At 60.0% G+C, this 25,902-nt stretch carries 12 protein-coding genes and 1 CRISPR repeat array (1 of these 13 only partly in view); of the genes, 11 read left to right on the top strand and 1 reads right to left on the bottom strand.

The window, feature by feature from the left end; genetic code table 11:
• Positions 1–221: 221 nt before the first annotated feature.
• A complete protein-coding gene (locus VEIS_RS07135) occupies positions 222–1,340 on the bottom strand; it encodes a class I SAM-dependent methyltransferase (RefSeq protein ID WP_041949872.1) in 1,119 nt (372 codons plus the stop codon).
• 11 nt (positions 1,341–1,351) lie between these two features.
• On the opposite strand from VEIS_RS07135, the gene VEIS_RS07130 reads away from it, so the two are divergent.
• The 11 genes from VEIS_RS07130 to cas6f all read left to right on the top strand — a co-directional run bounded on the left by VEIS_RS07130 (position 1,352) and on the right by cas6f (position 13,660).
• A complete protein-coding gene (locus tag VEIS_RS07130; RefSeq protein WP_011809232.1) occupies positions 1,352–2,224 on the top strand; it encodes an SDR family oxidoreductase in 873 nt (290 codons plus the stop codon).
• 3 nt (positions 2,225–2,227) lie between these two features.
• The gene (locus tag VEIS_RS07125) at positions 2,228–2,599 is read left to right on the top strand and encodes a dihydroneopterin aldolase (RefSeq protein ID WP_011809231.1); all 372 of its coding nucleotides are present in this window, start codon (positions 2,228–2,230) and stop codon (positions 2,597–2,599) included.
• 4 nt (positions 2,600–2,603) lie between these two features.
• Positions 2,604–3,554, top strand: a complete 951-nt coding sequence (ttcA, locus tag VEIS_RS07120) for a tRNA 2-thiocytidine(32) synthetase TtcA (protein WP_011809230.1) — start codon at positions 2,604–2,606, stop codon at positions 3,552–3,554.
• Positions 3,555–3,611: 57 nt separating this feature from the next.
• Positions 3,612–4,220, top strand: coding sequence for a DUF4136 domain-containing protein (locus VEIS_RS07115; RefSeq protein ID WP_011809229.1), 609 nt, complete (start codon positions 3,612–3,614; stop codon positions 4,218–4,220).
• A gap of 10 nt (positions 4,221–4,230) precedes the next feature.
• The gene (locus VEIS_RS07110) at positions 4,231–4,869 is read left to right on the top strand and encodes a histidine phosphatase family protein (protein WP_011809228.1); all 639 of its coding nucleotides are present in this window, start codon (positions 4,231–4,233) and stop codon (positions 4,867–4,869) included.
• 146 nt (positions 4,870–5,015) lie between these two features.
• The gene (gene cas1f / locus VEIS_RS07105) at positions 5,016–6,005 is read left to right on the top strand and encodes a type I-F CRISPR-associated endonuclease Cas1f (protein WP_011809227.1); all 990 of its coding nucleotides are present in this window, start codon (positions 5,016–5,018) and stop codon (positions 6,003–6,005) included.
• Positions 6,002–9,505: a type I-F CRISPR-associated helicase Cas3f gene (cas3f, locus tag VEIS_RS07100; RefSeq protein ID WP_011809226.1), complete on the top strand. Its 3,504-nt coding sequence runs from the start codon at positions 6,002–6,004 to the stop codon at positions 9,503–9,505. Before cas1f ends, cas3f begins: the two co-directional genes overlap by 4 nt.
• Before the next feature lie 102 nt (positions 9,506–9,607).
• A complete protein-coding gene (gene csy1, locus VEIS_RS07095) occupies positions 9,608–10,960 on the top strand; it encodes a type I-F CRISPR-associated protein Csy1 (RefSeq protein WP_011809225.1) in 1,353 nt (450 codons plus the stop codon).
• On the top strand, positions 10,960–12,003 hold the full coding sequence (csy2, locus tag VEIS_RS07090) for a type I-F CRISPR-associated protein Csy2 (RefSeq protein WP_011809224.1): 1,044 nt from the start codon (positions 10,960–10,962) through the stop codon (positions 12,001–12,003). The genes csy1 and csy2 overlap by 1 nt, the downstream gene beginning before the upstream one ends.
• Before the next feature lie 53 nt (positions 12,004–12,056).
• On the top strand, positions 12,057–13,079 hold the full coding sequence (gene csy3 / locus VEIS_RS07085; RefSeq protein ID WP_011809223.1) for a type I-F CRISPR-associated protein Csy3: 1,023 nt from the start codon (positions 12,057–12,059) through the stop codon (positions 13,077–13,079).
• An 8-nt stretch (positions 13,080–13,087) separates the two neighbouring features.
• Positions 13,088–13,660: a type I-F CRISPR-associated endoribonuclease Cas6/Csy4 gene (gene cas6f / locus VEIS_RS07080; RefSeq protein WP_011809222.1), complete on the top strand. Its 573-nt coding sequence runs from the start codon at positions 13,088–13,090 to the stop codon at positions 13,658–13,660.
• A 129-nt stretch (positions 13,661–13,789) separates the two neighbouring features.
• A CRISPR array of direct repeats spans positions 13,790–25,902; the repeat unit is 28 nt; unit sequence GTTCACTGCCGGATAGGCAGCTCAGAAA; it runs 2,836 nt beyond the window's last position.

The following is a 25,902-nucleotide window of genomic DNA, read 5'->3' as shown; positions in this document are numbered from 1 at the left end:
CCCCGCGCGCACGCAAGTACGGTCTGCGCTGGTGCGCTGGCGGGCCGCATGGATTGCCGCTACCACCACCGGCGGCGACCAGCATCGGACGTGCGGTCTTTGGTCTTGGACCTTTGACCTTGGGCGCGAACGGCCCTGACCCAAGCCCGCCCTTTGCGCTGCGGCGTTGCGCTGGCCGGTGTTGCCAGTGCGCGGCGATTCGGCGCAGCGCCGACCCCTCGTCACAGCCGGTGCGACCGGTCGCCGCGCACAAAGCCCAGCGGCTCCCAGGGCTGGCCTGCGCCCAGGGCCAGCACCTTGAACAGTTCGCCCATCTCATGCTCCAGCACCAGCAAGGCCGCGGGCGCGCGTTCTGCCTGTGGCCGCAGTTCCATTTTTGCCAGCAAGCCACAGTTGAGCAAAAAATGCGCCTGCGTGGTGTAGCCCAGCACATGCAGCCCGGCCTCCTGCGCGGTCAGCGCCAGCGCGCTGAAGTTGACGTGGGCCGTGATGTCCTTGCGGCCCAGCGCCAGCAGCGGGTCGCTATCGACCAGATGGCCCTGGTGGCACATCACGGTGCCCATATGGCGCTGGGGGTGGTAGTACTCGCTGGCGCCAAAGCCGTAGTCGAGCAAGAACACCGCGCCCCGCTCGAGCCGATCGGCCAGCGTGCGGATGAAGCCTTCGCCCTGGGTGTGGATTTCGGTCAGGTAGTCCTGCGGGCCTGCGATCCCGACCGGCGGGCGCAGCCCGGTGGGGCGGTCGGCCCAGGCCAGCGCGCCGTCAGCGCCCAGCGCCACGCCGCGCTCATGCCATACGCCGCCTTGCTCACCACCATGGCGGGCCAGCAGTTGCACCGGCATCGCGTCGAGCACCTCGTTGGCCAGCACCACGCCGCTGAACTTCTCGGGCAGCGCATCCACCCAGCGCAGTTTGTGCGCATGGGCCGCCAGCCGCGTTTGCTGGCGCGCGCGCAGATGGCCCGACAGATCGACGATGGTGTAGCGCTGCACCCGCGCGCCCAAGGCATCGAGCAGTTGCAGCGCCAGCGCGCCCGAGCCGGCGCCAAACTCCCACAGTTGCTGCGTGCCCGTGGCTTGCAGCGCCTGCTCCAGTTGCACGGCCAGCGTCTGGCCGAACAAGGGGGTCAGCTCGGGCGCGGTCACGAAGTCGCTGCCCGATGCGGGACTGCTGCCGAACTTGGCGCTGTCATTGGCGTAGTAGCCCAGGCCCGGGGTGTACAAGGCCAGTTCCATGAAGCGGTCGAAGCCGATCCAGCCACCCGCTGCGGCAATGGCCTGGCGGATATGCTGCTGCAGGGCGGTCGTTAAACTGTCAGGTCCTTGGCTCACGGCCTGCATTGTCCTCCCAGATGTCCTGTCCACCTGATTCACCCGCCGCGGTCTCTGCAATAGGCGCAGGTCAGGTGGACACGTCCTGCCCACCCGATTCACCCGCCGCCAGCACCCTGGCCGCCAAGGGGCGCACGGTGCTGGTCACCGGCGCCGCCCGGCGCCTGGGCCGCAGCATGGCGCTGGCGCTGGCGGCCGCCGGCTGGCAAGTGGCTGTGCACTACCGCTCGTCCGCCCAGGAGGCTACGGAAACAGTGGCTGAATGTGAAGGTCTTTCCGGCGCCAGCGCGTCATTTCGTGCAGATTTTCAGGACGAGGCAGCGGTGCGCGCGCTGGTGCCCCGGGTGGTCCGGCATTTCGGCCGGCTCGACGCGCTGGTCAACAGCGCCTCGGTCTTCGAGCATGACAGCGCCGCCAGCTTTGGCTTTGCCGCGCTGGAAAAACACCTGCGCAGCAACACCGGCGCGCCCGTGCTGCTGGCCCAGGCCCTGCACCAGCACATCCTGGCGCGCGCCGCCGCAGACGAGCAGGCGCAAGGCGTCGTGGTCAATCTGCTGGACCAAAAGCTCTGGAACACCAACCCCGACTTCATCAGCTACACCCTGTCCAAGGCCGCGCTCGAAGCCGCCGGCAACATGCTGGCGCTGGCCCTGGCACCGCGCGTGCGCGTGGTCGGCGTGGCCCCGGGCCTGACGCTCACCAGCGCGCTGCTCAGCGCGCAGAAGTTTGCGCAATTGCACCGGCTCAGCCCGCTGGGCCGCTCCTCGACCCCCGACGACGTGGCCGCAGCGGTGCTGTTCGCGCTGGAAAACCGCTCCATCACCGGCACCACGCTGCTGGTCGATGGCGGCCAGCATCTGATGCGCTTCGAGCGTGATTTTTCGATGATGTAACCCATGAACCACGCCGCAGGCACCCAGATCCTCACGCTCACCGGGTTGCGCTTCAACGCCAACCTGGGCATTCTCGATCGCGAAAAAGCGGCGCCCCAGCCGATCCGGATCGATGCCGAACTGAGCCTGGGCCTGCAACCCCTGGCCCCGCGCGACGACGACATCGGCCATGTGCTCGACTACCGCCGCGTGCGCCAGATCATCATTGACGAATGCACGTCCGGGCATGTCAACCTGCTCGAAAGCCTGATCGGCCAACTGGCCAACCGCCTGATGCAACTGCCCGGCGTGCGCGGCGTGCGCGTCAAACTGGCCAAGCTGGAGATTTTTGACGACTGCGAAGTGGCCATTCGCGTCGAGACAGGACAGTGGTGAACCCATGGGCGCAGTGATCGACGACTCCATGCCAGGCCCGGGGGCCGACGCAACCGGCACCGGCCCATCCGACGCCAGGACCGAACGCGAAACCCGCAAACTCGAAAAGCGCCTGTGCCGCGCAGTGGGCAAGGCCATCGACGACTTCCACATGATCGAAGCCGGCGACAAAGTCATGGTTTGCATGTCCGGCGGCAAGGACAGCTACACGCTGCTGGACATCCTGCTCAAGCTGCGCGCCCGCGCGCCCATCGCCTTCGACCTGGTGGCGGTGAACCTGGACCAAAAGCAACCGGGCTTTCCCGCGCATGTGCTGCCCGGGTACCTGGCCAGCGCCGGCGTGCCGTACCACATCGAAACCGAAGACACCTACGGCATCGTCAAAAGGCTGATCCCCGAAGGCAAGACCACCTGCAGCCTGTGCAGCCGCCTGCGCCGAGGCATTTTGTACCGCGTGGCCAGCGAACTCGGCTGCACCAAGATCGCACTGGGCCACCACCGCGACGACATCCTGCAAACGCTGCTGCTGAACATGTTCTTCGGCGGCAAGATGAAAAGCATGCCGCCCAAACTGGTCAGCGACGACGGCCAACATGTGGTGATCCGCCCGCTGGCCTACGTGGCCGAAAAAGACACGGCCCGCTGGGCGGCCCAGCGCAACTTCCCCATCATCGCCTGCAACCTGTGCGGCAGCCAGCAGAACCTGCAACGCCAGCAGGTCGGCCAAATGCTGCGCGAATGGGAGAAAAAACTCCCCGGCCGGGTGGAAAACATGTTCAACGCGCTGCAAAACATCGTGCCCTCGCACCTGCTCGACGCCCGCCTGTACGACTTCAAAAACGCCAGGGCCACGGGCCTGGCCAGCGCGGACGGCGACAAGGCATTCGACCCGCAAGAGCTTGCAACCCCGGCGGAACAAGTGGTGCAAATCGTGCCAACGCGGCGGTCGTCGTGAACCACGGACGGTCTGCAGCACTCACACGGGGACCACTTCTCAGGGAGCACCCTTGCCATGCTGCGCCGATCCACTCTCCCCTTCGCCCTGCTCCTGGGCCTTGCCGCCGCCCTCGCAGGCTGCAGCAGCACACGCCTGGTCGATGGCCAGGTACAAAGCTTTTCCACATTGGCAGCCATGCCCGCGCCGGCCACCTACCGCATCGAGCGCCTGCCCTCGCAGCAAACCCCCGCGTTCGACACACTCGCCGCGCTGGCCGAGCAGTCACTGGCGCGCGCGGGCCTGCAACGCGACGACGCAGCGCCCCGGCTGCTGGTGCAAATCGGCATACAGGCCGACAGCGTGCCGCGCTACGACTCCTTGCGCGGCCCCGGTTTTTACGGCTTTTACGGCCCGCCGCCCTGGGCCTGGCGTGACGGCTGGGGCCTGCACGGCTTTTGGCGCATGGCCGAACCCACACCGCTGTACCGCCGCGCAGTAAGCCTGGTGTTGCGCGATGCCACCACGCAGGCCATCGTCTACGAAACCTCGGCCGTGCATGAAGACACATGGGTCAGCGACCCTGCCGTCTACGGCGTGCTGTTCGACGCCGCACTGAACGGCTTTCCCCAACCCCCCGGTGGCGCGCGCCAAGTGCGCCTGCCGCTGACGCCAACCACCCCCTGACGCCGCCCACATGCAAGCCACCCACATCGTTGCCATCCGCCACGGCGAAACCGCCTGGAACGTGGACACCCGCATCCAGGGCCACCTGGACATCCCGCTGAACGACACCGGCCTGTGGCAGGCCGAGCAACTGGCGCGCGCCCTGGCCGGTGAACCGATAGCCGCCATCTACACCAGCGACCTGCAACGGGCACATGCCACAGCGCAGGCCGTGGCACGGGCCACCGGCGCACCACTGACCGCCGAACCCGGGCTGCGCGAGCGCAGCTTCGGCCGTTTCCAGGGCCGCACCTTCGCGCAGATCGAAGCCGAGCTACCCGCCGACGCGCTGCGCTGGCGCAAGCGCGACCCGCACTATGCGCCCGAGGGCGGCGAGTCACTGCTGACGCTGCACGCGCGCATCGAACGCACCATCGCCACCTTGGCGCAGCCGCACCTGGACGAACAAATCGTGCTGGTGGCCCACGGCGGCGTGCTCGACGCACTCTACCGCCTGGCCACCCGCCAGGACATACAAGCGCCCCGCACCTGGCAACTGTCCAACGCCGCCATCAACCGCCTGCTATGGACCCCCGACGGCCTGAACCTGATCGGCTGGGCCGACACCCGGCACCTGGATGACGCAGTGCGCGATGAACCCAATGCCTGAGGTCTTCAAGACCATCGCCGAACGGCCAGGTGGGCTTGCGCGGCGCACTTCCTGATCGGCCCTGCCCTGCGCTGCCACACATGACGCCATGGGCGACAAACACTGTATGATCATACAGTTGTCCGCCGCACCCCCGCCCCGACGCCATGGACCCCATCGTCTCCTCTGACCTGAAAACCATCCTCCACTCCAAGCGCGCCAACCTCTACTATCTGGAACATTGCCGTGTGCTCGTCAATGGCGGGCGGGTGGAGTATGTGACGGATGCGGGCAAGCGCAGTCTGTACTGGAACATTCCCATCGCCAACACCACCAGCATCCTGCTGGGCACGGGCACCTCCGTCACTCAGGCGGCCATGCGCGAGTTGGCCAAGGCCGGGGTGCTGGTCGGGTTTGCCGGCGGTGGCGGCACGCCCTTGTTCAGTGCCAATGAGGTGGATATCGAGGTGGCGTGGTTCGCCCCGCAATCGGAATACCGGCCTACCGAATATCTGCAAGCCTGGGTGCGCTTCTGGTTTGATGATGCGTTGCGCCTCATGGCGGCCAAAGCCTTGCAGACGCAGCGCTTGCAGCGGCTGCACTCGCAATGGACGGCGCGGCCGTTGCGCGATGCCGGCTTTGTCGTCGATGCGCAGCGTCTGCACGAACTGGTCGCGCAGTTCACCCGGCAGATTGCCATGGCGCCCGATGTCACCGCCTTGCTCACCGACGAGGCGCGGCTGACCAAGGCCCTTTTCAAACTGGCCGTCGAGGCCACCGGCTACGGCGAGTTCACCCGCACCAAGCGCGGCGCCGGCACAGACCCCGCCAACCGTTTTCTCGACCATGGCAATTACCTGGCTTATGGGCTGGGGGCCACGGCCACCTGGGTGTTGGGGCTGCCGCACGGCTTGGCGGTGCTGCATGGAAAAACGCGCCGCGGCGGCCTCGTCTTCGATGCCGCTGATTTGGTCAAGGATGCTGCCATCCTGCCGCAGTCCTTTCTTTCTGCCATGCGGGGCGATGACGAACGGCAGTTTCGACAGCACTGCATCCAGACGCTTGCCAGCAGCGAGTCGCTGGACTTCATGATCGACATGCTCAAGACCATTGCGCTGGATACCGCGCAGCACACCGCGCAAGGTGCGACGCAATGAATGTGCTGTTCGTCTCGCAATGCAGCAAACGCGCCTTGACGGAAACCCGCCGCATCCTCGATCAGTTTGCCGAGCGGCACGGCGACCGCACTTGGCAAACCCCGATCACCGCCCATGGGCTGGACACGGTGCGCAGGCTGCTGCGCAAGACGGCGCGCAAAAACACGGCGGTTGCCTGCCACTGGATTCGCGGCAAGAACCACAGCGAACTACTGTGGGTCGTGGGCGATGGCCGGCAGTTCAATACCGAGGGTGCCGTGCCCACCAACACCACCACCAACGACATACTGCGCGCCGAGGATGAGAACACTTGGCACCACCTGCCGCTGATGTCGGCGCTGACCGCCCTGGCGGCGCTGATGCACGATTTGGGCAAGGCCACGCAAGCGTTTCAGGAGCGGCTGCACAACCCTGGCCGCAGCGAGCGCAACCACTACCGGCACGAATGGGTGTCGGTGCGCCTGTTCCAGGCCTTTGTCGGCAAGGATGACGATGCGACCTGGCTGGCCCGCCTGGCCGACGGCGACGGTCTGGATGGCGCCGCGTTTGCCGCCCAGTGGCTGGATCACTCCGGCGGGCGCTTGCTGCGGGATGGTCTGGATGTTGAGACGGCGAAGGCGTGCCCGCCTTTTGCGCAACTCCCACCGCTCGCGCAGGCCGTGGCATGGCTGGTGCTCACGCACCATCGCCTGCCCTGTCAGCCAGTCAGAAGCAAACACAGTGCGTCCGACGATGACACGCCCGGTGCGAAATGGCGTCGCTTTGGCGCATGCCCCTCGTCCGTCAACATCGGTGCGTTGGAGAACTTGCTGGCCCGAATCGACGCCGACTGGAACGAGCCACGCGAAAACCTGGCGCTCGCGCAGATAAAAGCCTACTGGCACTTCCCGCATGGCCTGCCCGTGGCCCTGCCGCCCTGGCGCAAGCAAGCTGCGCGTTACGCCCGCAAACTGCAAGCGCTGGCCACGGCTGGCGCTGCCCCCTGCGCGCTGCACGACCCGTTCACCATGCATGTCTCGCGCCTGTGCCTGATGCTGGCCGACCATCATTACTCCAGCATCGATATCAATGACGAGGCGCGCCGCGCGCCGTACCTCAATGAGAGCTACCCGCTGTATGCCAACACCCGCGAGGGCAAGCCCAACCAAACCCTGGACGAACACCTGCTCGGCGTGCAAGCCCATGCAACGCTGATTACCCGCTCCCTGCCCACGCTGGCGCGCAGCCTGCCGGCGCTGCAAAACCACCGCCGCCTGAAAAAGCGCAGCAGCGACCCCCGCTTCCAGTGGCAAGACAAGGCCGCCGACCTGGCCGCCAGCGTGCGCCACCGGGCCGAGACCCAAGGCGCCTTCATCGTCAACATGGCCTCCACCGGCTGCGGCAAGACGCTGGGCAATGCGCGCATCATGAATGCCCTGTCCGACCCGGCCACCGGCCTGCGCTGCGCCTTCGCCATCGGCCTGCGCACGCTCACCCTGCAAACCGGCCGCAGCTTTCGAGACGAATTGGGGCTATCGGACGAGCAACTCGCCATCAGAGTCGGCGGCAGCGCCAGCCGCGCACTGTTTGACTATTGGGAGCAGCAGGCCGAAGCCACCGGCTCTGCCTCGCACCAGGCGCTGCTGGACGAAGACGGGCAGGTGCTATTCGAGGGCAATGACCAGCACCCGCTGCTGCAACGCCTGACCAGCGACCCGCAAGTACGCAGCCTGCTGACCGCGCCCGTGCTGGCCTGCACCGTAGACCACCTGACCCCCGCCACGGAAAGCCTGCGCGGCGGCCGCCAGATCGCACCCATGCTGCGCCTGATGAGCGGCGACCTGGTGCTCGACGAGCCGGACGACTTCGACATGGCCGACCTGCCCGCGCTGACCCGCCTGGTGCATTGGGCCGGGCTGCTGGGCGCGCGCCTGCTGCTGTCATCGGCCACGCTGCCGCCCGCGCTGGTCCAGGGCCTGTACCTGGCCTACCGGGACGGACGCCAGGCTTTCCAGCGCCACCGCAGCCAGCGCCCCGACGAGCCAGTCAACATCTGCTGCCTGTGGATCGACGAATTCCACCAGAGCGCCCAGGACTGCCCGGACAAGGAAGCCTTCCGCAGCGCCCACGCCAGCTTCGTCGACAAGCGCCTGGCCCAATTGGCCAAAACCGAAGTGCGCCGCCTTGCCCGCATCGTCGCGCTACCTGAAGAATGGCGCGGGATGGACGAAGCCGGTCGGCGCAAGGATTTCGCCCGTCTTGCGCTGGAGTGCGCATGGACACTGCACCAAGACCCACAAAACCACAGCATCGACTGCGCCAACGGCAAGCCGGAGAAGCGGATCAGCCTGGGCCTGATCCGCATGGCCAACATCGGCCCGCTGTTTGACGTGGCACAGGCCATGTACCGGCAAGGCGCGCCCGCGCCGGGTGTGCGCGTGCACCTGTGCGTGTACCACTCGCAGTTTCCCATGCTGGTGCGCTCGGCCATGGAACAACAACTCGACGCCCTGCTCGACCGCCGCCCGAAGCCGGACGGCACAGACCCGGTGCTGGGCCGGTCTGCGATGCGCGCACTGCTGGACAAGCATCCCGAACCAGACCAGTTATTCATCGTGCTCGGCAGCCCGGTCACCGAAGTCGGGCGCGACCATGACTACGACTGGGCCGTGGTGGAACCCTCGTCGATGCGCTCGCTGATACAACTGGCAGGCCGTGTGCGCCGCCACCGCCCTGGGGCTGTCAGTGCGGTGAATATGCAGGTGCTGGACAGTAATCTGCGCCATTACGAGCGCAAGCATTCTGGTGAGGCGGCGTTTTGCTGGCCGGGGTTTGAGATGGAGCGCGTCGATCCCAGGGCAGACAAACCAACCGGACAGGGGCCGCACGAATCAGGCTGGCTCTTTCACTTGGAACAGCATGAATTGATCCCGTTGCTGGAGTTGCCGAATCCGGAAATTTTCCGCATCGACGCCAGCCCCCGTATCTCTGCCGCTGAGAAGCTCAAGCCAAGACAAAGGTGGATTGATCTGGAGCATGCCCGCATGCGCGACACCATGCTGGTCCGATCAAAAACCAACGAGTTCTTCACGCCCGTGAAACGCAATGCAACGCTGCATTGGAGCGGCGACCGCTATTTGTGGCTCACGGGATTGCTGCCCCAGTTCCAGCGCTTTCGTGATGATTCGGCAGCGCCACGGGTGGATGTGGCCTGGTTGCCGGATGAGGACAACGAAAACCGCTTGATTCTGCACATGATCAAAGATGACCACAACAGAGAAGGAAAACTCTATGTGGAGGCAGAAACAAGGCTGGAAAGACTGGAGATTCCCATGGGATCAGGCATTGGCCCATGGCTGCAAATCTGTCTGTTGGACGAGTTGGCGGCCTTGGCCGATTCCAAGGGAATGTCATTGCGCAAGTGCGCGGAAAGATTTGCCGTAGCCAGCTTGCCCAGACACAACGAGCACTTGGGGTGGTACCATCACGATGTTCTGGGTTTTGCCAAGCAGAAAAAATAATCAGATTGGTATCTTGCATCAGACAGTTTCACAATATATAATCAAGTCATTCTTCGTAAAGAGGTTGATAATTTTCACAATCACCAAAAAAGAAAGAACTTCATGGCAAAGACCGACACCCCATCGCATGACAGCTTCAAAGCGGCAGTGCAAGCGTTCCTTCAGGAGCGCTTGGAGGCAAAGCTCGACAAGCTCAAGGATGACGACCCCAAGCGCGAGGAAGAGCGCAACAAATACCGGCCAACGGTCTGGATTGAAGATGCTGCGCGGCGCGTGCAGCAAATCCAGGCTGTCACCCATTCCCTCAAACCCATCCATCCCGACGCCAGAGGCACCAATCTGTATGTGGAGCCGGATAGCCTGCCCATGCTGACCGAGTTGGGCAGCCACGCACTGGGCAAAGACTTTGCACCTGATGTAACAGGCAATGCAGCAGCGTTGGACGTGTACAAATTCCTGAAACTGCAAGTGGGCGAACGCAGCCTGCTCACCGCCTTGCAGGAAGAAGACCCGGCGGCCATGCAGGTGCTGCATGACGACGCGGCGCAAGCCAAGGCATTGCGCGACAAGTTGGTCGGCTTGACGCAGCCCGGTTCTGGCGGAGCCAGTTCGCACAGCCGGGCCAAGCAGTTGTATTGGCTGACCGGCAGCGATGCTGCTGCCGACGACGACTACGAACTACTGGCCCCCTTGTTTGCCACGTCGCTGGCCCACCGCGTATATGCCGATGTGCAAGAGGTCCGCTTTGGCGAAGCCAACAAGGCCGCTCGTCAGGCATGGCGCGAACGCAAGGCGCATGACGGCGTGTTGGTGGACTATCCCGGGCTAGCCATGCAAAAGATGGGCGGAACAAAGCCACAAAACATCAGCCAATTGAATAGTGAGCGCGGCGGGGTGAACTATTTGCTGGCCTCGTTGCCGCCCATTTGGAAGGTGACCGAGCGGCGCCTGCCGGTCAATACCGACTCGGTGTTCAAGCACCTGTACCCGCAGCGGCCCGACGTACAAAAAACAGTGCGTGAATTGCGCCGCTTCCTGGAAGAAGACCCCGAGCCGAACCTGGCTACACGCGAACGCCGCGCAGCCTATGTCGAAACGCTGGTGAATGAACTGCTCAATCTGGCAGGCGAGTTGCAACAAGGCTTGCCTGCAGGCTGGACGCTGAACGACAAGCGTTTCCAGCAATTGGCGCCTGTGGAACAACTGTGGCTGGACCCACGGCGCGCCACACTGCCCGATGAGGACGACTTTGCCAAAGAATGGTTATGGCAGGACTGGCCCGCCGCCATCGCCAAGCGCTTTGGCAACTGGCTCAACGACAAACTGGCAGGCCGACTGCTGGTAGGCGATGTCGAGGCCCGCGAATGGCAGCGTGCGCTGATCGGTGAGGACGATGGCTGGCGCGAAGCGCTGACCGAACAACGCAAACACATTCATCAACAAAGGGGCCAGTGATGACAACACCTCCACCCAAAGCCATCCTGGTTCTGCCGCATCTGCGCGTGCAAAACGCCAACGCCATCTCCAGCCCGCTGACCCACGGTTTCCCATCCATCACCGCCTTCATGGGCCTCATGTGGGCGCTGGAGCGCAAACTGGCGCAAGAGAAGATTGCGCTGCACTTGCAAGCCGTGGGCGTGATCTGCCACCACCATCAGGAGCAGGTGACACAAGGCTTTGTGCGCACCTTCAACCTGACCCGTAATCCGGTGGATGAACATGGCGACACTGCCGCCATCGTGGAAGAAGGGCGCATCCACCTCGACATCACACTGCTCTTCGTCGTGACTGAAAAGCGCACGGCGGGCGAATCAGCGCGCTTGGGCAATGAAGAGCAGATGCAGGAATGGGCCAGTGCCGCAGGCGCCATCCTCGCGCAAATGCGTGTGGCCGGCGGCACGCTGCTGCCATCACGCCCGGCACCCGGCAAACGCCGACGGCCCTGGATGGCCATGCTGGACGAGGAAGGTCAAGCACGAGCCAAGCAATTTCGCCTGTGGCGTCGCCAATGGTTGCCTGGTTTTGCCCTCGTCGGGCGGGACCATCTCTTATCTGACCGCCTAGCCGCGCTGCGCGTGACAAAACCCGAAACGACACTGCTCGATGCTTGGCTGCATGCGGCGCGTCGCAACCGCCAGCCAGTGCCGCCCAAGGAAGGCGAAGTCATCCCCGCAGACCAACTCTGGGAAGACCCGTGGCGCAGAAAAGGCGGCGGCTGGACGGTGCCTATCCCCGTGGGATATGCCGCCCTCGCACCCGGCCATCAGGCAGGCACGGTGCAAAACGCCCGCGACATGAGCACGCCGTTGCGCTTTGTGGAATCAGTCTATTCATTTGGCGAGTGGATCAGCCCCCACCGCTTAAGCCAGCCTGAAGAACTGTGGTGGTATCCCGAGTCCGACCAAGCCAAGGGCTTGTACCGCTGCCGCAACGGTCATGCGACCGCCTCTGAAAACAACAACCAGGACTGGGACATCGACAGTGATGACGACTATTGAGCCCCGCCTCCCACCATTTACACCCCACCATTCACCACATAAGGATTGAAACCATGTCAAACAACCTCAAGACCGCCTCTGTTCTGGCTTTCGAGCGCAAGCTGGACCCCTCTGACGCCACCCTCCACGCCGGGAACTGGGATAACCGCAACAATACGTCCGGTTGGAATGCCGTCAGCATTCGCCCCAAGTCCGTGCGCGGCACCATCTCCAACCGCCTCAAAACCAAGGACCAGGATCCCGCAAAACTGGACGCCGCCATTGAAAACCCCAACCTGCAGACGGTGGATGTAGCCATGCTGCCGTCCGGCGCGGACACCTTGAAAATCCAGTTCACGCTGCGCGTATTGGCTGGCACAGGCACACCGTCGGCCTGCAACAACGCCGAATACCAAGCCAAGTTGAAGCACACGGTGCAAGGCTATGTAGCAAAAGAAGGTTTTACCGAACTGGCCAAGCGCTATGCCGCAAACTTGGCCAATGGCCGCTTCTTGTGGCGCAATCGCCTTGGCGCAGAAAACGTGCAGGTGGAAGTGGCACTGCTCCAGGATGGCAAGGAAGAGCAATCCTGGTCCTTTGATGCCCTGACACTTGATCTGCGCAAGCCGGATGTCACCAATGACGACGTTCTCGCCTTGGGCGCCGTGATCGCCAGCGGTCTGGCGGGCGAGCGCCGTGTGCTGCTGCAAGTGACCGCTTTTGTGCGCCAGGGTGCCGGGCAAGAAGTATTCCCATCGCAGGAACTGATCCTTGACAAAGGCAGCAACGGCAAAAGCAAGACGCTCTATCACGTCAACGGCGTGGCCGCCATCCACTCCCAAAAAATCGGCAACGCCTTGCGCACCATCGACACTTGGTACGAAGGCGCCAGCGACCTGGATTTGGGACCCATTGCCGTGGAGCCCTACGGCTCGGTCACGACGCAAGGCAAAGCCTATCGCCAGCCCAAGCAGAAACAGGACTTCTACACCTTGCTGGACAACTGGTTGCTCAAAGACCAGGAGCCACCCATGGAACAGCAGCACTTCGTCATGGCCGTGCTGATCCGTGGCGGTGTGTTTGGCGATGCGAGTTGAGCTTAGCCATGAGCACACACTACATTGACATCACACTGCGACCGGACCCGGAGTTCAGCCCCGCGCATCTGCTCAATGCCCTGCACGCCCAACTGCACCTCGCCTTGGTGCAACTGGGCACGGGCGATGTAGGGGTGAGCTTTCCCGGCTTCATCCTCCGGGGAGAGCACTCACACCTGGGCACCACACTGCGACTGCACGGCGCTACGTCCGCGCTGCAACGCCTGCAAGCCTTGTCGTGGCTGCGCGGCATGCGCGACCATGTAAAGACCAGCGAAGTGGCACCCGTTCCCACACACACGCAGCACCGCGTAGTGCGCCGCGTGCAAGCCAAAAGCAGCCCCGAACGCTCGCGCCGACGCCTGATGCGCCGCCTTGAAATCGACGAAGCCCAGGCGCTCCAGCGAATTCCAGACCAAGAAGGACGGCGATTGGCATTGCCCTATCTGCGCTTGCAAAGCGCCAGCAAAGGGCAAGTCTTCCGCCTGTTCATCGAACACGGCCCCTTGCTGGACACGCCATCCCCGGGCAGCTTCGGCACCTACGGCCTCAGCACACAAGCCACGATCCCGTGGTTTTGACCCTTTTTTCCTGCGTGTGCCAGTTTTCCAATAAAATCAACGACTTGCAGGTTCCCCTCAGAAATGGGGGCGCCGGGAAGCGTCTGTTTTTTTGTTTGAGAATCAATGGGTTATGGTGGTTTTGGGATAGTTCACTGCCGGATAGGCAGCTCAGAAACGCGCAGCAGATTTCTCCAGCCGCTTTGGCATGTTCACTGCCGGATAGGCAGCTCAGAAATTATAATAGAATGTCCTGATAATGATAATCGGGTTCACTGCCGGATAGGCAGCTCAGAAAATAATCTCCGCCGCTGATCAATGAATATCCGCGTTCACTGCCGGATAGGCAGCTCAGAAATCGTTGGAAAGCCAGGGCAAGATTGCCGCACGGTTCACTGCCGGATAGGCAGCTCAGAAATTTGCCGATAGATTGCTGCGCAGATTGCGAATGTTCACTGCCGGATAGGCAGCTCAGAAATAGGGTCAGGGTCAGGGTCAGGGTCAGGGCTGCGTTCACTGCCGGATAGGCAGCTCAGAAAACTCAGCGAAGAAAATGCGCGTGATTTTATCGGTTCACTGCCGGATAGGCAGCTCAGAAACGCGCAGGGCGGGCTGGATGTCATGTCATGTCGTTCACTGCCGGATAGGCAGCTCAGAAAAGGTGCCGTGGCCGGGGATGCGGCCCACGGTTGTTCACTGCCGGATAGGCAGCTCAGAAACTATAGACGTGACGTTTTTGGGGTGCTACAGTGTTCACTGCCGGATAGGCAGCTCAGAAAACCCGGCGGCGGTGGAAACGTGGCGTACATTCGTTCACTGCCGGATAGGCAGCTCAGAAATTGATACGATCTACGCCTTTCAACGAAGGAACGTTCACTGCCGGATAGGCAGCTCAGAAACCTCGAAGCCGGCGATGAAAAGGCCGGCCGAAGGTTCACTGCCGGATAGGCAGCTCAGAAAAGGGGAAAATCATGCTCACTAATCAAGAAATCGTTCACTGCCGGATAGGCAGCTCAGAAATTCGTTGTCGCTGAAGTGATCTTCATAATACGTGTTCACTGCCGGATAGGCAGCTCAGAAAGTGCCGAACCCCAGGGCCAAGCCCATCGCCATGTTCACTGCCGGATAGGCAGCTCAGAAAACAGGATGATCACTTAGGAAAGCCTAGCAAAACGTTCACTGCCGGATAGGCAGCTCAGAAATTCACGTACACCCACCGCCCGAACTGCCCCGCGTTCACTGCCGGATAGGCAGCTCAGAAAAACGAGGCCCGGCACGCTAGGGCCATTTGCAGCGTTCACTGCCGGATAGGCAGCTCAGAAAATTGCCGGGCCGAAGCCCGGCATTATCTCATAGTTCACTGCCGGATAGGCAGCTCAGAAAACCGCGTCGGTGGCGCGCCGGGGGTTCCAACTGTTCACTGCCGGATAGGCAGCTCAGAAAGCGTTGAGCATGCGCACCAAGGTCGACCGGCAGTTCACTGCCGGATAGGCAGCTCAGAAAAGGGCATCGGTGCAGCGCGCGGCATCGGTGCGGTTCACTGCCGGATAGGCAGCTCAGAAACCATCCGCCGCCGCCTCTGATCGAGCCGTTGCGTTCACTGCCGGATAGGCAGCTCAGAAAAAACGTGCCCGCTTTGCAAAAAGCGCCGCCGGCGTTCACTGCCGGATAGGCAGCTCAGAAAACTATCGCTAGCCCCCGGCGGTCATGCCAGATGTTCACTGCCGGATAGGCAGCTCAGAAAGATCGCAATTCTTGCAGCGCAAGATCATCCCAGTTCACTGCCGGATAGGCAGCTCAGAAAGATAGCTTTCGATAGCGAAGCTGTCATTAATCGTTCACTGCCGGATAGGCAGCTCAGAAACGCGCATTCATATAAAGAAACGCTCGGCTGCGTGTTCACTGCCGGATAGGCAGCTCAGAAATGCACGCACGCACGCACGCACGCACGTGAGCGCACGGTTCACTGCCGGATAGGCAGCTCAGAAATACGATCTGCTGTCAGACTAGCACGAATCATCGTTCACTGCCGGATAGGCAGCTCAGAAAGATGCATGTGCTTGTGTCGATATTATCAGTTAGTTCACTGCCGGATAGGCAGCTCAGAAACATGCGCCGCCCGCCGATGCGGCCCTTAGCGCGTTCACTGCCGGATAGGCAGCTCAGAAAAAAATCCCGTCGAGAAAGAAGATACAGACTGCGTTCACTGCCGGATAGGCAGCTCAGAAACCGGCAGTGGCGGCTACTGCATGGCACATATTGGTTCACTGCCGGATAGGCAGCTCAGAAATCGTTGCGTGCAGCACGTACGTGACTGATGCCGTTCACTGCCGGATAGGCAGCTCAGAAAAAGTATTCAGCTTGTCGAATATTGCAATCAAGGTTCACTGCCGGATAGGCAGCTCAGAAAACCGCGTCGGTGGCGCGCCGGGGGTTCCAACTGTTCACTGCCGGATAGGCAGCTCAGAAAATCTTCATGGCCGAAAAGATCACTTTGATATTGTTCACTGCCGGATAGGCAGCTCAGAAAGAACTCGGGTTCGATGCGGAATGGGGCTGTCTGTTCACTGCCGGATAGGCAGCTCAGAAACTGGTGCTGAACGAGGCCCGCAAAAACCGGCCAGTTCACTGCCGGATAGGCAGCTCAGAAAATTCGTCGTCTCCGTATTTCCATTTGAAAACTGTTCACTGCCGGATAGGCAGCTCAGAAATCGGCGCAGCGCGCGGCCTCGGTGCGTGCAGCGTTCACTGCCGGATAGGCAGCTCAGAAAGAACCGAATGCGGGTTGAGGCCCGCATTCTGGGTTCACTGCCGGATAGGCAGCTCAGAAAAGATCGTGAATGCATCAGACTGCGCGCCAGTGGTTCACTGCCGGATAGGCAGCTCAGAAATCTTTGCCCACGAACTGGGCAATCCAGATCGTGTTCACTGCCGGATAGGCAGCTCAGAAAGCGATGGCGATGGGCTTGGCCCTGGGGTTCGGCGTTCACTGCCGGATAGGCAGCTCAGAAAAATTTGGGATGACGTGCGGACTTTTGACGGAAGTTCACTGCCGGATAGGCAGCTCAGAAAAGCCTGCGCGGTACAGAATTGACCAATATATCGTTCACTGCCGGATAGGCAGCTCAGAAAACTGATACGCGACGAAGTAGAAATCGCAGCCGGGTTCACTGCCGGATAGGCAGCTCAGAAAGGTCAGATGCGTGATCGGACAATTGCCGGCCTGTTCACTGCCGGATAGGCAGCTCAGAAAACAACGCGGGGCACGCCGTAGTACTTGCTGGCGTTCACTGCCGGATAGGCAGCTCAGAAAAGCTGCATATCTCTGTGACTTTCGCGCAGCGCGTTCACTGCCGGATAGGCAGCTCAGAAAAACATGGCGGTTTGGCCGATTTCAACGTAAAAGTTCACTGCCGGATAGGCAGCTCAGAAATTCTCATGATGTGCGATGTGGCATCTGCTGCAGTTCACTGCCGGATAGGCAGCTCAGAAATCACGATGGGGAAACGCAAGACCGGTTGCACGGTTCACTGCCGGATAGGCAGCTCAGAAAACGTCGGGCCGCAGCTAGCGGGCGGCGAGCAGGTTCACTGCCGGATAGGCAGCTCAGAAAATCGCGGGTGATTATGGGATAAGCCCTGATTTGTTCACTGCCGGATAGGCAGCTCAGAAACGGTACCGAGCCACCTGCGCGGCGGTGGTCGCCGTTCACTGCCGGATAGGCAGCTCAGAAAATCTGCACCTGGTATTGAAGCGGCAGGTCACTGTTCACTGCCGGATAGGCAGCTCAGAAAATCCGAGCAGGTCGGCAGAAAGAATGCCTCCAGTTCACTGCCGGATAGGCAGCTCAGAAATGCGCCGCCCGCCGATGCGGCCCTGGGCGCGCGTTCACTGCCGGATAGGCAGCTCAGAAAACCGCCCGACAGAGCGAACAGCGTTGCTTATTGTTCACTGCCGGATAGGCAGCTCAGAAAGATGCCCTGGCGCTGCTGGGCAGCAAATGGCGGTTCACTGCCGGATAGGCAGCTCAGAAAACTTTGTACGAATCGAAATCCGCATTTTCCCCGTTCACTGCCGGATAGGCAGCTCAGAAAGCTCACATATTCGCTCATGATTTTACTCCTTCGTTCACTGCCGGATAGGCAGCTCAGAAACGATGCTGACCCGCTGCGGGTCGCTGCGGCTTGTTCACTGCCGGATAGGCAGCTCAGAAACTGGCGGAAAAGGCTGATCGGCATGTGATCGACGTTCACTGCCGGATAGGCAGCTCAGAAAAAGCGTTTGGGTATACGGCGAATCGGCTTGGTGTTCACTGCCGGATAGGCAGCTCAGAAACTCGATCAACGCAAGCCCGACCTGAATCACCGCGTTCACTGCCGGATAGGCAGCTCAGAAAAATGATGCGGGCCATGTGTTTCCACAGCCCGCGTTCACTGCCGGATAGGCAGCTCAGAAATCCTTGGCGGCAAGCGCCGCGCGGGCATCATTGTTCACTGCCGGATAGGCAGCTCAGAAAGAATGCGGGTTGCGGCCCGCATTCTGGACGATGTTCACTGCCGGATAGGCAGCTCAGAAAACGCATATCGCGACGCTGTCGCGAAACACATTGTTCACTGCCGGATAGGCAGCTCAGAAATTGACCTTGACCTGCATCTGCACGTGCGTGCGGTTCACTGCCGGATAGGCAGCTCAGAAAGGTTGCCGCGCCAGCGCCTTTGCAGCAGCCCGGTTCACTGCCGGATAGGCAGCTCAGAAAGCCCCGTCAAAATGCGAAGCGTGCCAGCATTCGTTCACTGCCGGATAGGCAGCTCAGAAAGCAAGCCCCTAAAGTGTAAAACTTCGCAACCTGTTCACTGCCGGATAGGCAGCTCAGAAATTGTCGCTGAAGATTATGCCGATGGCGCGGGCGTTCACTGCCGGATAGGCAGCTCAGAAAATACATGTCCCGGTGGACTTGCAAGCCCCGGGGTTCACTGCCGGATAGGCAGCTCAGAAACTATGGCGTGGACAATGAATACGCCCGGGCTAGTTCACTGCCGGATAGGCAGCTCAGAAATTCGCGAATCAGATTCTGCGTGCTTACCCGCCGTTCACTGCCGGATAGGCAGCTCAGAAACGCGGCATAATCTTCAGCGACGAGTCGCAGCGGTTCACTGCCGGATAGGCAGCTCAGAAAAAGACGCATACTGTCGTCGTCTTTTGACACTTGTTCACTGCCGGATAGGCAGCTCAGAAAGATCAAGACGAGCGCAACAGCAAGAACCGGCGGTTCACTGCCGGATAGGCAGCTCAGAAAATATCCAAAGCCCACGCGATTATGAGTAGCACGTTCACTGCCGGATAGGCAGCTCAGAAAGGCCCTTCTACCTGCCACGGGCCGCTAGAAAGGTTCACTGCCGGATAGGCAGCTCAGAAAGCTCATGGCGACCTGGTCAGCGATTGCGCACCGTTCACTGCCGGATAGGCAGCTCAGAAAACCAGCGGCGCCCATTCAGCGCCCAGCAGCGCGTTCACTGCCGGATAGGCAGCTCAGAAAGCGCACCGCGCATGCCGCGAGGCCGTCGCCGCGTTCACTGCCGGATAGGCAGCTCAGAAATATCCGCCCGGTGTATGGGGGAATATGGCGTAGTTCACTGCCGGATAGGCAGCTCAGAAATCGTCGCTGAAGATTATGCCGATGGCGCGGGCGTTCACTGCCGGATAGGCAGCTCAGAAAGAATGAATACGGCTGATATATGAGTGATATACGTTCACTGCCGGATAGGCAGCTCAGAAATTCCTACGGCCTCCTGGCGGCGATAGGGCCGTGTTCACTGCCGGATAGGCAGCTCAGAAAACAGGATGATCACTTCGGAAAGCCTAGTAAAAGTTCACTGCCGGATAGGCAGCTCAGAAAAGATTTCGATTCGTACAAAGTAGTCTGTAGAAGTTCACTGCCGGATAGGCAGCTCAGAAAAGATTACAAGCGTGTCGCCTTCTTTCAATTCCGTTCACTGCCGGATAGGCAGCTCAGAAACAGGCGGCGCTGCGCGACGATCTTGCGCGCAGCGTTCACTGCCGGATAGGCAGCTCAGAAAGGGGTGCTGTCTTCAAACGACGGGGAGGTGCCGTTCACTGCCGGATAGGCAGCTCAGAAAACATACCCAAACGCTTGGCTCTAACACATCCCGTTCACTGCCGGATAGGCAGCTCAGAAAAGCAGCAGCACGGCGCGGCAGCTTGCCGGTCAGTTCACTGCCGGATAGGCAGCTCAGAAAAGCTTGCACGTCGGTCAGCTCATCGCGCAGCTGTTCACTGCCGGATAGGCAGCTCAGAAACTATAGACATGACGTTTTTGGGAGTGCTACATGTTCACTGCCGGATAGGCAGCTCAGAAATTGATTCTTTCGAGGTTACCAATGAATTTTTGCGTTCACTGCCGGATAGGCAGCTCAGAAAGGTGTCCAGACCGCTGACCAGGCGCGGCAGCTGTTCACTGCCGGATAGGCAGCTCAGAAAAGGCGGCGCTGCGCTGACCCTGACCCTGACCCGTTCACTGCCGGATAGGCAGCTCAGAAAGAAATTGCTGCTAGTTCATAATGACATGACATGTTCACTGCCGGATAGGCAGCTCAGAAAAAGCGTTTGGGTATTCGGCGAACCGGCTTGGTGTTCACTGCCGGATAGGCAGCTCAGAAAGTACGCGCCAATTTCTGTAGTTTCTGTGTATGGTTCACTGCCGGATAGGCAGCTCAGAAAACAACGGAGCGGCGGAAAAGTATAAACGAGAGGTTCACTGCCGGATAGGCAGCTCAGAAAGATGCAGGTGCTGGTGTCGATATTCTCAGTTAGTTCACTGCCGGATAGGCAGCTCAGAAAAAGCGTTTGGGTATTCGGCGAACCGGCTTGGTGTTCACTGCCGGATAGGCAGCTCAGAAATCATTCATGACCATGCGCCGCCCGCCGATGCGGTTCACTGCCGGATAGGCAGCTCAGAAAACCGACCCCTTCAAAAGAATCAACATCGGCACGTTCACTGCCGGATAGGCAGCTCAGAAATGACCCGGGGCCGGGGCCGGGGCCGGGGCCGGGGGATGGTTCACTGCCGGATAGGCAGCTCAGAAACGGAGGCCGGCTCGGGTTGGTTAGTTGGCTGTGTTCACTGCCGGATAGGCAGCTCAGAAAACACGGCCCGGGCGATGCCGGGGAATGGCGGCGTTCACTGCCGGATAGGCAGCTCAGAAAGCACCCGCAGGCACCAGGTGGGATCACCAACAGTTCACTGCCGGATAGGCAGCTCAGAAATCTTTCAACCGCCTTCCGCGCGCGGAGACATTGTTCACTGCCGGATAGGCAGCTCAGAAATGCCCTGCCGCGCCAGAAGGCCCTAGAAGGCCGTTCACTGCCGGATAGGCAGCTCAGAAACTGCACGCTCCCGACTTTGCTGCGCGTGCTGATGTTCACTGCCGGATAGGCAGCTCAGAAAGGTTTTTGCGCTACTGCTCATTCTGCGCTTAGTGTTCACTGCCGGATAGGCAGCTCAGAAAACTACTCGCTTCGACAAACAAGCGAACAATCGGTTCACTGCCGGATAGGCAGCTCAGAAAAGAAGCGCAAAAACCTGCACCGTCATCGCAATGTTCACTGCCGGATAGGCAGCTCAGAAAGCGACGCAGATACATACAGGCCGGGCGTATTAGTTCACTGCCGGATAGGCAGCTCAGAAACGGCGCTCGACAAAATGTGGGACGATTATCTGGTTCACTGCCGGATAGGCAGCTCAGAAAAGCCCCCGCTTTCTGCCGCAGCGAATATAGCCGTTCACTGCCGGATAGGCAGCTCAGAAACCGGCGCGGCGGTTATTGCTGATAATCTGCAAGTTCACTGCCGGATAGGCAGCTCAGAAAATCATGAACCGCACCGACCCCTTCGAAAGAATGTTCACTGCCGGATAGGCAGCTCAGAAAGAACGGTCGAAAGCGGCGCTACGGCCTTCCTAGTTCACTGCCGGATAGGCAGCTCAGAAACGATGAGCGCGGGAAGTGTCAAGAGCCGCCGGGTTCACTGCCGGATAGGCAGCTCAGAAAGACGCGGCCCTGGGCGCGCGCAGCGGCCAGGCGTTCACTGCCGGATAGGCAGCTCAGAAACCTAAATTTTCGATTGATCAACACGTCAATCGGTTCACTGCCGGATAGGCAGCTCAGAAATGGCGGAGGTGGAAACGTGGCGTACATTCAAAGTTCACTGCCGGATAGGCAGCTCAGAAAAGATTACGAGCGTGTCGCCTTCTTTCAATTCCGTTCACTGCCGGATAGGCAGCTCAGAAAGCGATGTCGGTGTAGGTGCGATTGACCCTGCCGTTCACTGCCGGATAGGCAGCTCAGAAAATGCGCCGCCCGCCGACGCGGCCCTGGGCGCGGTTCACTGCCGGATAGGCAGCTCAGAAAGATGGTTACTAGTGGCATGTCATGCCCCTTGCGTTCACTGCCGGATAGGCAGCTCAGAAACGGGTGCGCGTCCCTCATAATAGCGGCGCGATAGTTCACTGCCGGATAGGCAGCTCAGAAAAACGAGATTGTGAGTAGCCCGGTGGCGGGACTGTTCACTGCCGGATAGGCAGCTCAGAAACTACGGCGGACGGGGTGGCGCAAGGCGCATTTGTTCACTGCCGGATAGGCAGCTCAGAAATGATGGCCTTCCCTGGCCTTCTAGGGCCTTCTGTTCACTGCCGGATAGGCAGCTCAGAAAAAGCGAAAATGCTTGAATATGCCCACCGATTAGTTCACTGCCGGATAGGCAGCTCAGAAATACCTGGAGCGCCGGCCTTGCCGCTTCCCGAGGTTCACTGCCGGATAGGCAGCTCAGAAATACTAGGGGAAAACCCGGTGCAGGGAAAACCCGTTCACTGCCGGATAGGCAGCTCAGAAAAGTATGAGCGCGAAGGGATAGACGCCCATCGAGTTCACTGCCGGATAGGCAGCTCAGAAAGTCATCGTGATCTTCACGCAACATAATCAGCTGTTCACTGCCGGATAGGCAGCTCAGAAAAGTTTCTGAATACCAGAATTTGTACATGATTATGTTCACTGCCGGATAGGCAGCTCAGAAATGATCACGCATGACGACGATGGTATGATGCTGGTTCACTGCCGGATAGGCAGCTCAGAAACACGCCTGCATCAGATTCTGAAGGTCGATCACAGTTCACTGCCGGATAGGCAGCTCAGAAAAGCCCGCGCACTGGGCGCCCCTTCACGTACACGTTCACTGCCGGATAGGCAGCTCAGAAAATCATATGAGAGACGGATTATACGGGTTTACCGTTCACTGCCGGATAGGCAGCTCAGAAAGTCCCGAAGTCTTGGAGCAAGGCCAAGCAACTGTTCACTGCCGGATAGGCAGCTCAGAAAGGTCTTCGGGTCGACGTACTTGGGCGCGACCTTGTTCACTGCCGGATAGGCAGCTCAGAAATGAAACCGCCGCCTACGAGCGCCTGGTGGCGGGTTCACTGCCGGATAGGCAGCTCAGAAATGCCCGTAGGCCGGATGTCGCCTTCGACGGCCGTTCACTGCCGGATAGGCAGCTCAGAAAGTTGGCAGCAGATTCTATTGTGTGGTATTGACGTTCACTGCCGGATAGGCAGCTCAGAAAGCGCTTGATCAGCATCGTTTTTATCAACGGACGTTCACTGCCGGATAGGCAGCTCAGAAAATGCCGTGGCACGATCACGCCCCTGACGCTGCGTTCACTGCCGGATAGGCAGCTCAGAAAAGAACCGAAACATAATCAATCTCCGGCTTCGTGTTCACTGCCGGATAGGCAGCTCAGAAAATCAGACTACTATCCCCTACCTTCGCCCTGATGTTCACTGCCGGATAGGCAGCTCAGAAAGCAACATAATCAGATCGCTTCCGCTGTTCGCTTGTTCACTGCCGGATAGGCAGCTCAGAAAGCTGCCGCGCATGTGCTTGCAGATAATCTGCGGTTCACTGCCGGATAGGCAGCTCAGAAAGCGCTCATCGAGAGCGCTGCGCTGGCGCTTGAGTTCACTGCCGGATAGGCAGCTCAGAAAAGAAAGCCAGGCAAGGCCATCAGACTACTATCGTTCACTGCCGGATAGGCAGCTCAGAAACCGACGGCCCCAGTTTCACTGCATCAGAAAGTGTTCACTGCCGGATAGGCAGCTCAGAAAGAGATGCAGCACGATTCGCCGGTCACCGCAAAGTTCACTGCCGGATAGGCAGCTCAGAAATGCGCGCAGGCGCTGCGTGAGCGGGAATCTGAGTTCACTGCCGGATAGGCAGCTCAGAAAGTGGCGCCAAAGTTGGTGCTGCCGGCGCCGCCGTGTTCACTGCCGGATAGGCAGCTCAGAAAGGCGTGCATCACCATTGCCGCCGGCACCACGCGTTCACTGCCGGATAGGCAGCTCAGAAAAGGGAAATGCTGGCGAGCGGCGCGACACTGAAGTTCACTGCCGGATAGGCAGCTCAGAAAATGCAGGTGCTGGTGTCGATATTCTCAGTGAGAGTTCACTGCCGGATAGGCAGCTCAGAAAGAATGAATACGGCTGATATATGAGTGATATACGTTCACTGCCGGATAGGCAGCTCAGAAAAGCCCGCTGCGCGACGATCTTGCGCGCAGCCCGTTCACTGCCGGATAGGCAGCTCAGAAACTCGATCAACGCAAGCCCGTCCTGCATCACCGGTTCACTGCCGGATAGGCAGCTCAGAAAAGGTCGAGCCGGTCGTAGCCCTGGTCGTTGTTGTTCACTGCCGGATAGGCAGCTCAGAAAATCTGCTTGTAGCCGTCGTCGCGCTCGGCGCGGTTCACTGCCGGATAGGCAGCTCAGAAAGCTCAGTCACGTTTTGTACACGCCAGTATCCAGTTCACTGCCGGATAGGCAGCTCAGAAAATCATATGAGGGACGGATTATACGGGTTTACCGTTCACTGCCGGATAGGCAGCTCAGAAAGCGTGCGATCTGTTCTTCATTCATGACCATGCGTTCACTGCCGGATAGGCAGCTCAGAAAGTCCAGGTGGCGCCGGTCTTCGGGTCGACGTAGTTCACTGCCGGATAGGCAGCTCAGAAAATTCCGAATCGCCGCAAACTATTACCTCCGGCGTTCACTGCCGGATAGGCAGCTCAGAAAGTAGGAAGGCCGTAGCGCGGCTTTCGACCATTGTTCACTGCCGGATAGGCAGCTCAGAAAGGCTACTTGATAATGAAACTTTTGGAGAAAATGTTCACTGCCGGATAGGCAGCTCAGAAAAATTTGAAAGCCCCCGCCTCCGGTGTACCGCAGTTCACTGCCGGATAGGCAGCTCAGAAAGAGTGAATTTCTTGTCGAGCAAGATCATCCCAGTTCACTGCCGGATAGGCAGCTCAGAAAGAACCGAATGCGGGTTGAGGCCCGCATTCTGGGTTCACTGCCGGATAGGCAGCTCAGAAAATCCGGGAATCTTGATCTTTTCTCCGTCGATTGTTCACTGCCGGATAGGCAGCTCAGAAAGACCAGCTGACGGGGTCTGCTAAGTCATTGATGTTCACTGCCGGATAGGCAGCTCAGAAAGAATCGAAGACATCCACGGCGCAGGTATGTGAGTTCACTGCCGGATAGGCAGCTCAGAAACGCAAGAGTGGACGGCGTTGCTTATTTGAGGTGTTCACTGCCGGATAGGCAGCTCAGAAAAATCCTTTGGTTATTCGAACAATATCGTCCAGGTTCACTGCCGGATAGGCAGCTCAGAAAATATTCAGCCCAGGACGGTCCAGCTTCGTGCCGTTCACTGCCGGATAGGCAGCTCAGAAAACTGCCGCTGTCGATCTGTCAAACCGTGGGCCGTTCACTGCCGGATAGGCAGCTCAGAAAGGGTCGGTCTCGTCAGTCGCGTGAATGCAGAAGTTCACTGCCGGATAGGCAGCTCAGAAATGAATGGTCGAAAGCCGCGCTACGGCCTTCCTGTTCACTGCCGGATAGGCAGCTCAGAAAATAGTCTCCGCCGCTGATCAATGCATATCCGCGTTCACTGCCGGATAGGCAGCTCAGAAAATCCTGGAATCTTGATCTTTTCTCCGTCGATTGTTCACTGCCGGATAGGCAGCTCAGAAACACCAGGTGGCGCTGCGCGACGATCTTGCGCGGTTCACTGCCGGATAGGCAGCTCAGAAAAATGCCCAATTTAGTCGCCATTGAAGCGATAATGTTCACTGCCGGATAGGCAGCTCAGAAATCGAAAGAATCAAGGCACCAAAGTGCATCATTGTTCACTGCCGGATAG

Source organism: Verminephrobacter eiseniae EF01-2 (assembly GCF_000015565.1).
Taxonomy (GTDB): Bacteria; Pseudomonadota; Gammaproteobacteria; order Burkholderiales; family Burkholderiaceae_C; genus Acidovorax; species Acidovorax eiseniae.
This window is presented reverse-complemented; position numbering and strand designations above follow the sequence as displayed.

What these genes read in the sequence shown, in the direction of transcription:
- VEIS_RS07135 (WP_041949872.1), bottom strand. Translation starts at nt 1,340, where the DNA reads ATGCAGGCCGTGAGCCAAGGACCTGACAGTTTAACGACCGCCCTGCAG.
- VEIS_RS07130 (WP_011809232.1), top strand. Translation starts at nt 1,352, where the DNA reads ATGTCCTGTCCACCTGATTCACCCGCCGCGGTCTCTGCAATAGGCGCA.
- VEIS_RS07125 (WP_011809231.1), top strand. Translation starts at nt 2,228, where the DNA reads ATGAACCACGCCGCAGGCACCCAGATCCTCACGCTCACCGGGTTGCGC.
- ttcA (WP_011809230.1), top strand. Translation starts at nt 2,604, where the DNA reads ATGGGCGCAGTGATCGACGACTCCATGCCAGGCCCGGGGGCCGACGCA.
- VEIS_RS07115 (WP_011809229.1), top strand. Translation starts at nt 3,612, where the DNA reads ATGCTGCGCCGATCCACTCTCCCCTTCGCCCTGCTCCTGGGCCTTGCC.
- VEIS_RS07110 (WP_011809228.1), top strand. Translation starts at nt 4,231, where the DNA reads ATGCAAGCCACCCACATCGTTGCCATCCGCCACGGCGAAACCGCCTGG.
- cas1f (WP_011809227.1), top strand. Translation starts at nt 5,016, where the DNA reads ATGGACCCCATCGTCTCCTCTGACCTGAAAACCATCCTCCACTCCAAG.
- cas3f (WP_011809226.1), top strand. Translation starts at nt 6,002, where the DNA reads ATGAATGTGCTGTTCGTCTCGCAATGCAGCAAACGCGCCTTGACGGAA.
- csy1 (WP_011809225.1), top strand. Translation starts at nt 9,608, where the DNA reads ATGGCAAAGACCGACACCCCATCGCATGACAGCTTCAAAGCGGCAGTG.
- csy2 (WP_011809224.1), top strand. Translation starts at nt 10,960, where the DNA reads ATGACAACACCTCCACCCAAAGCCATCCTGGTTCTGCCGCATCTGCGC.
- csy3 (WP_011809223.1), top strand. Translation starts at nt 12,057, where the DNA reads ATGTCAAACAACCTCAAGACCGCCTCTGTTCTGGCTTTCGAGCGCAAG.
- cas6f (WP_011809222.1), top strand. Translation starts at nt 13,088, where the DNA reads ATGAGCACACACTACATTGACATCACACTGCGACCGGACCCGGAGTTC.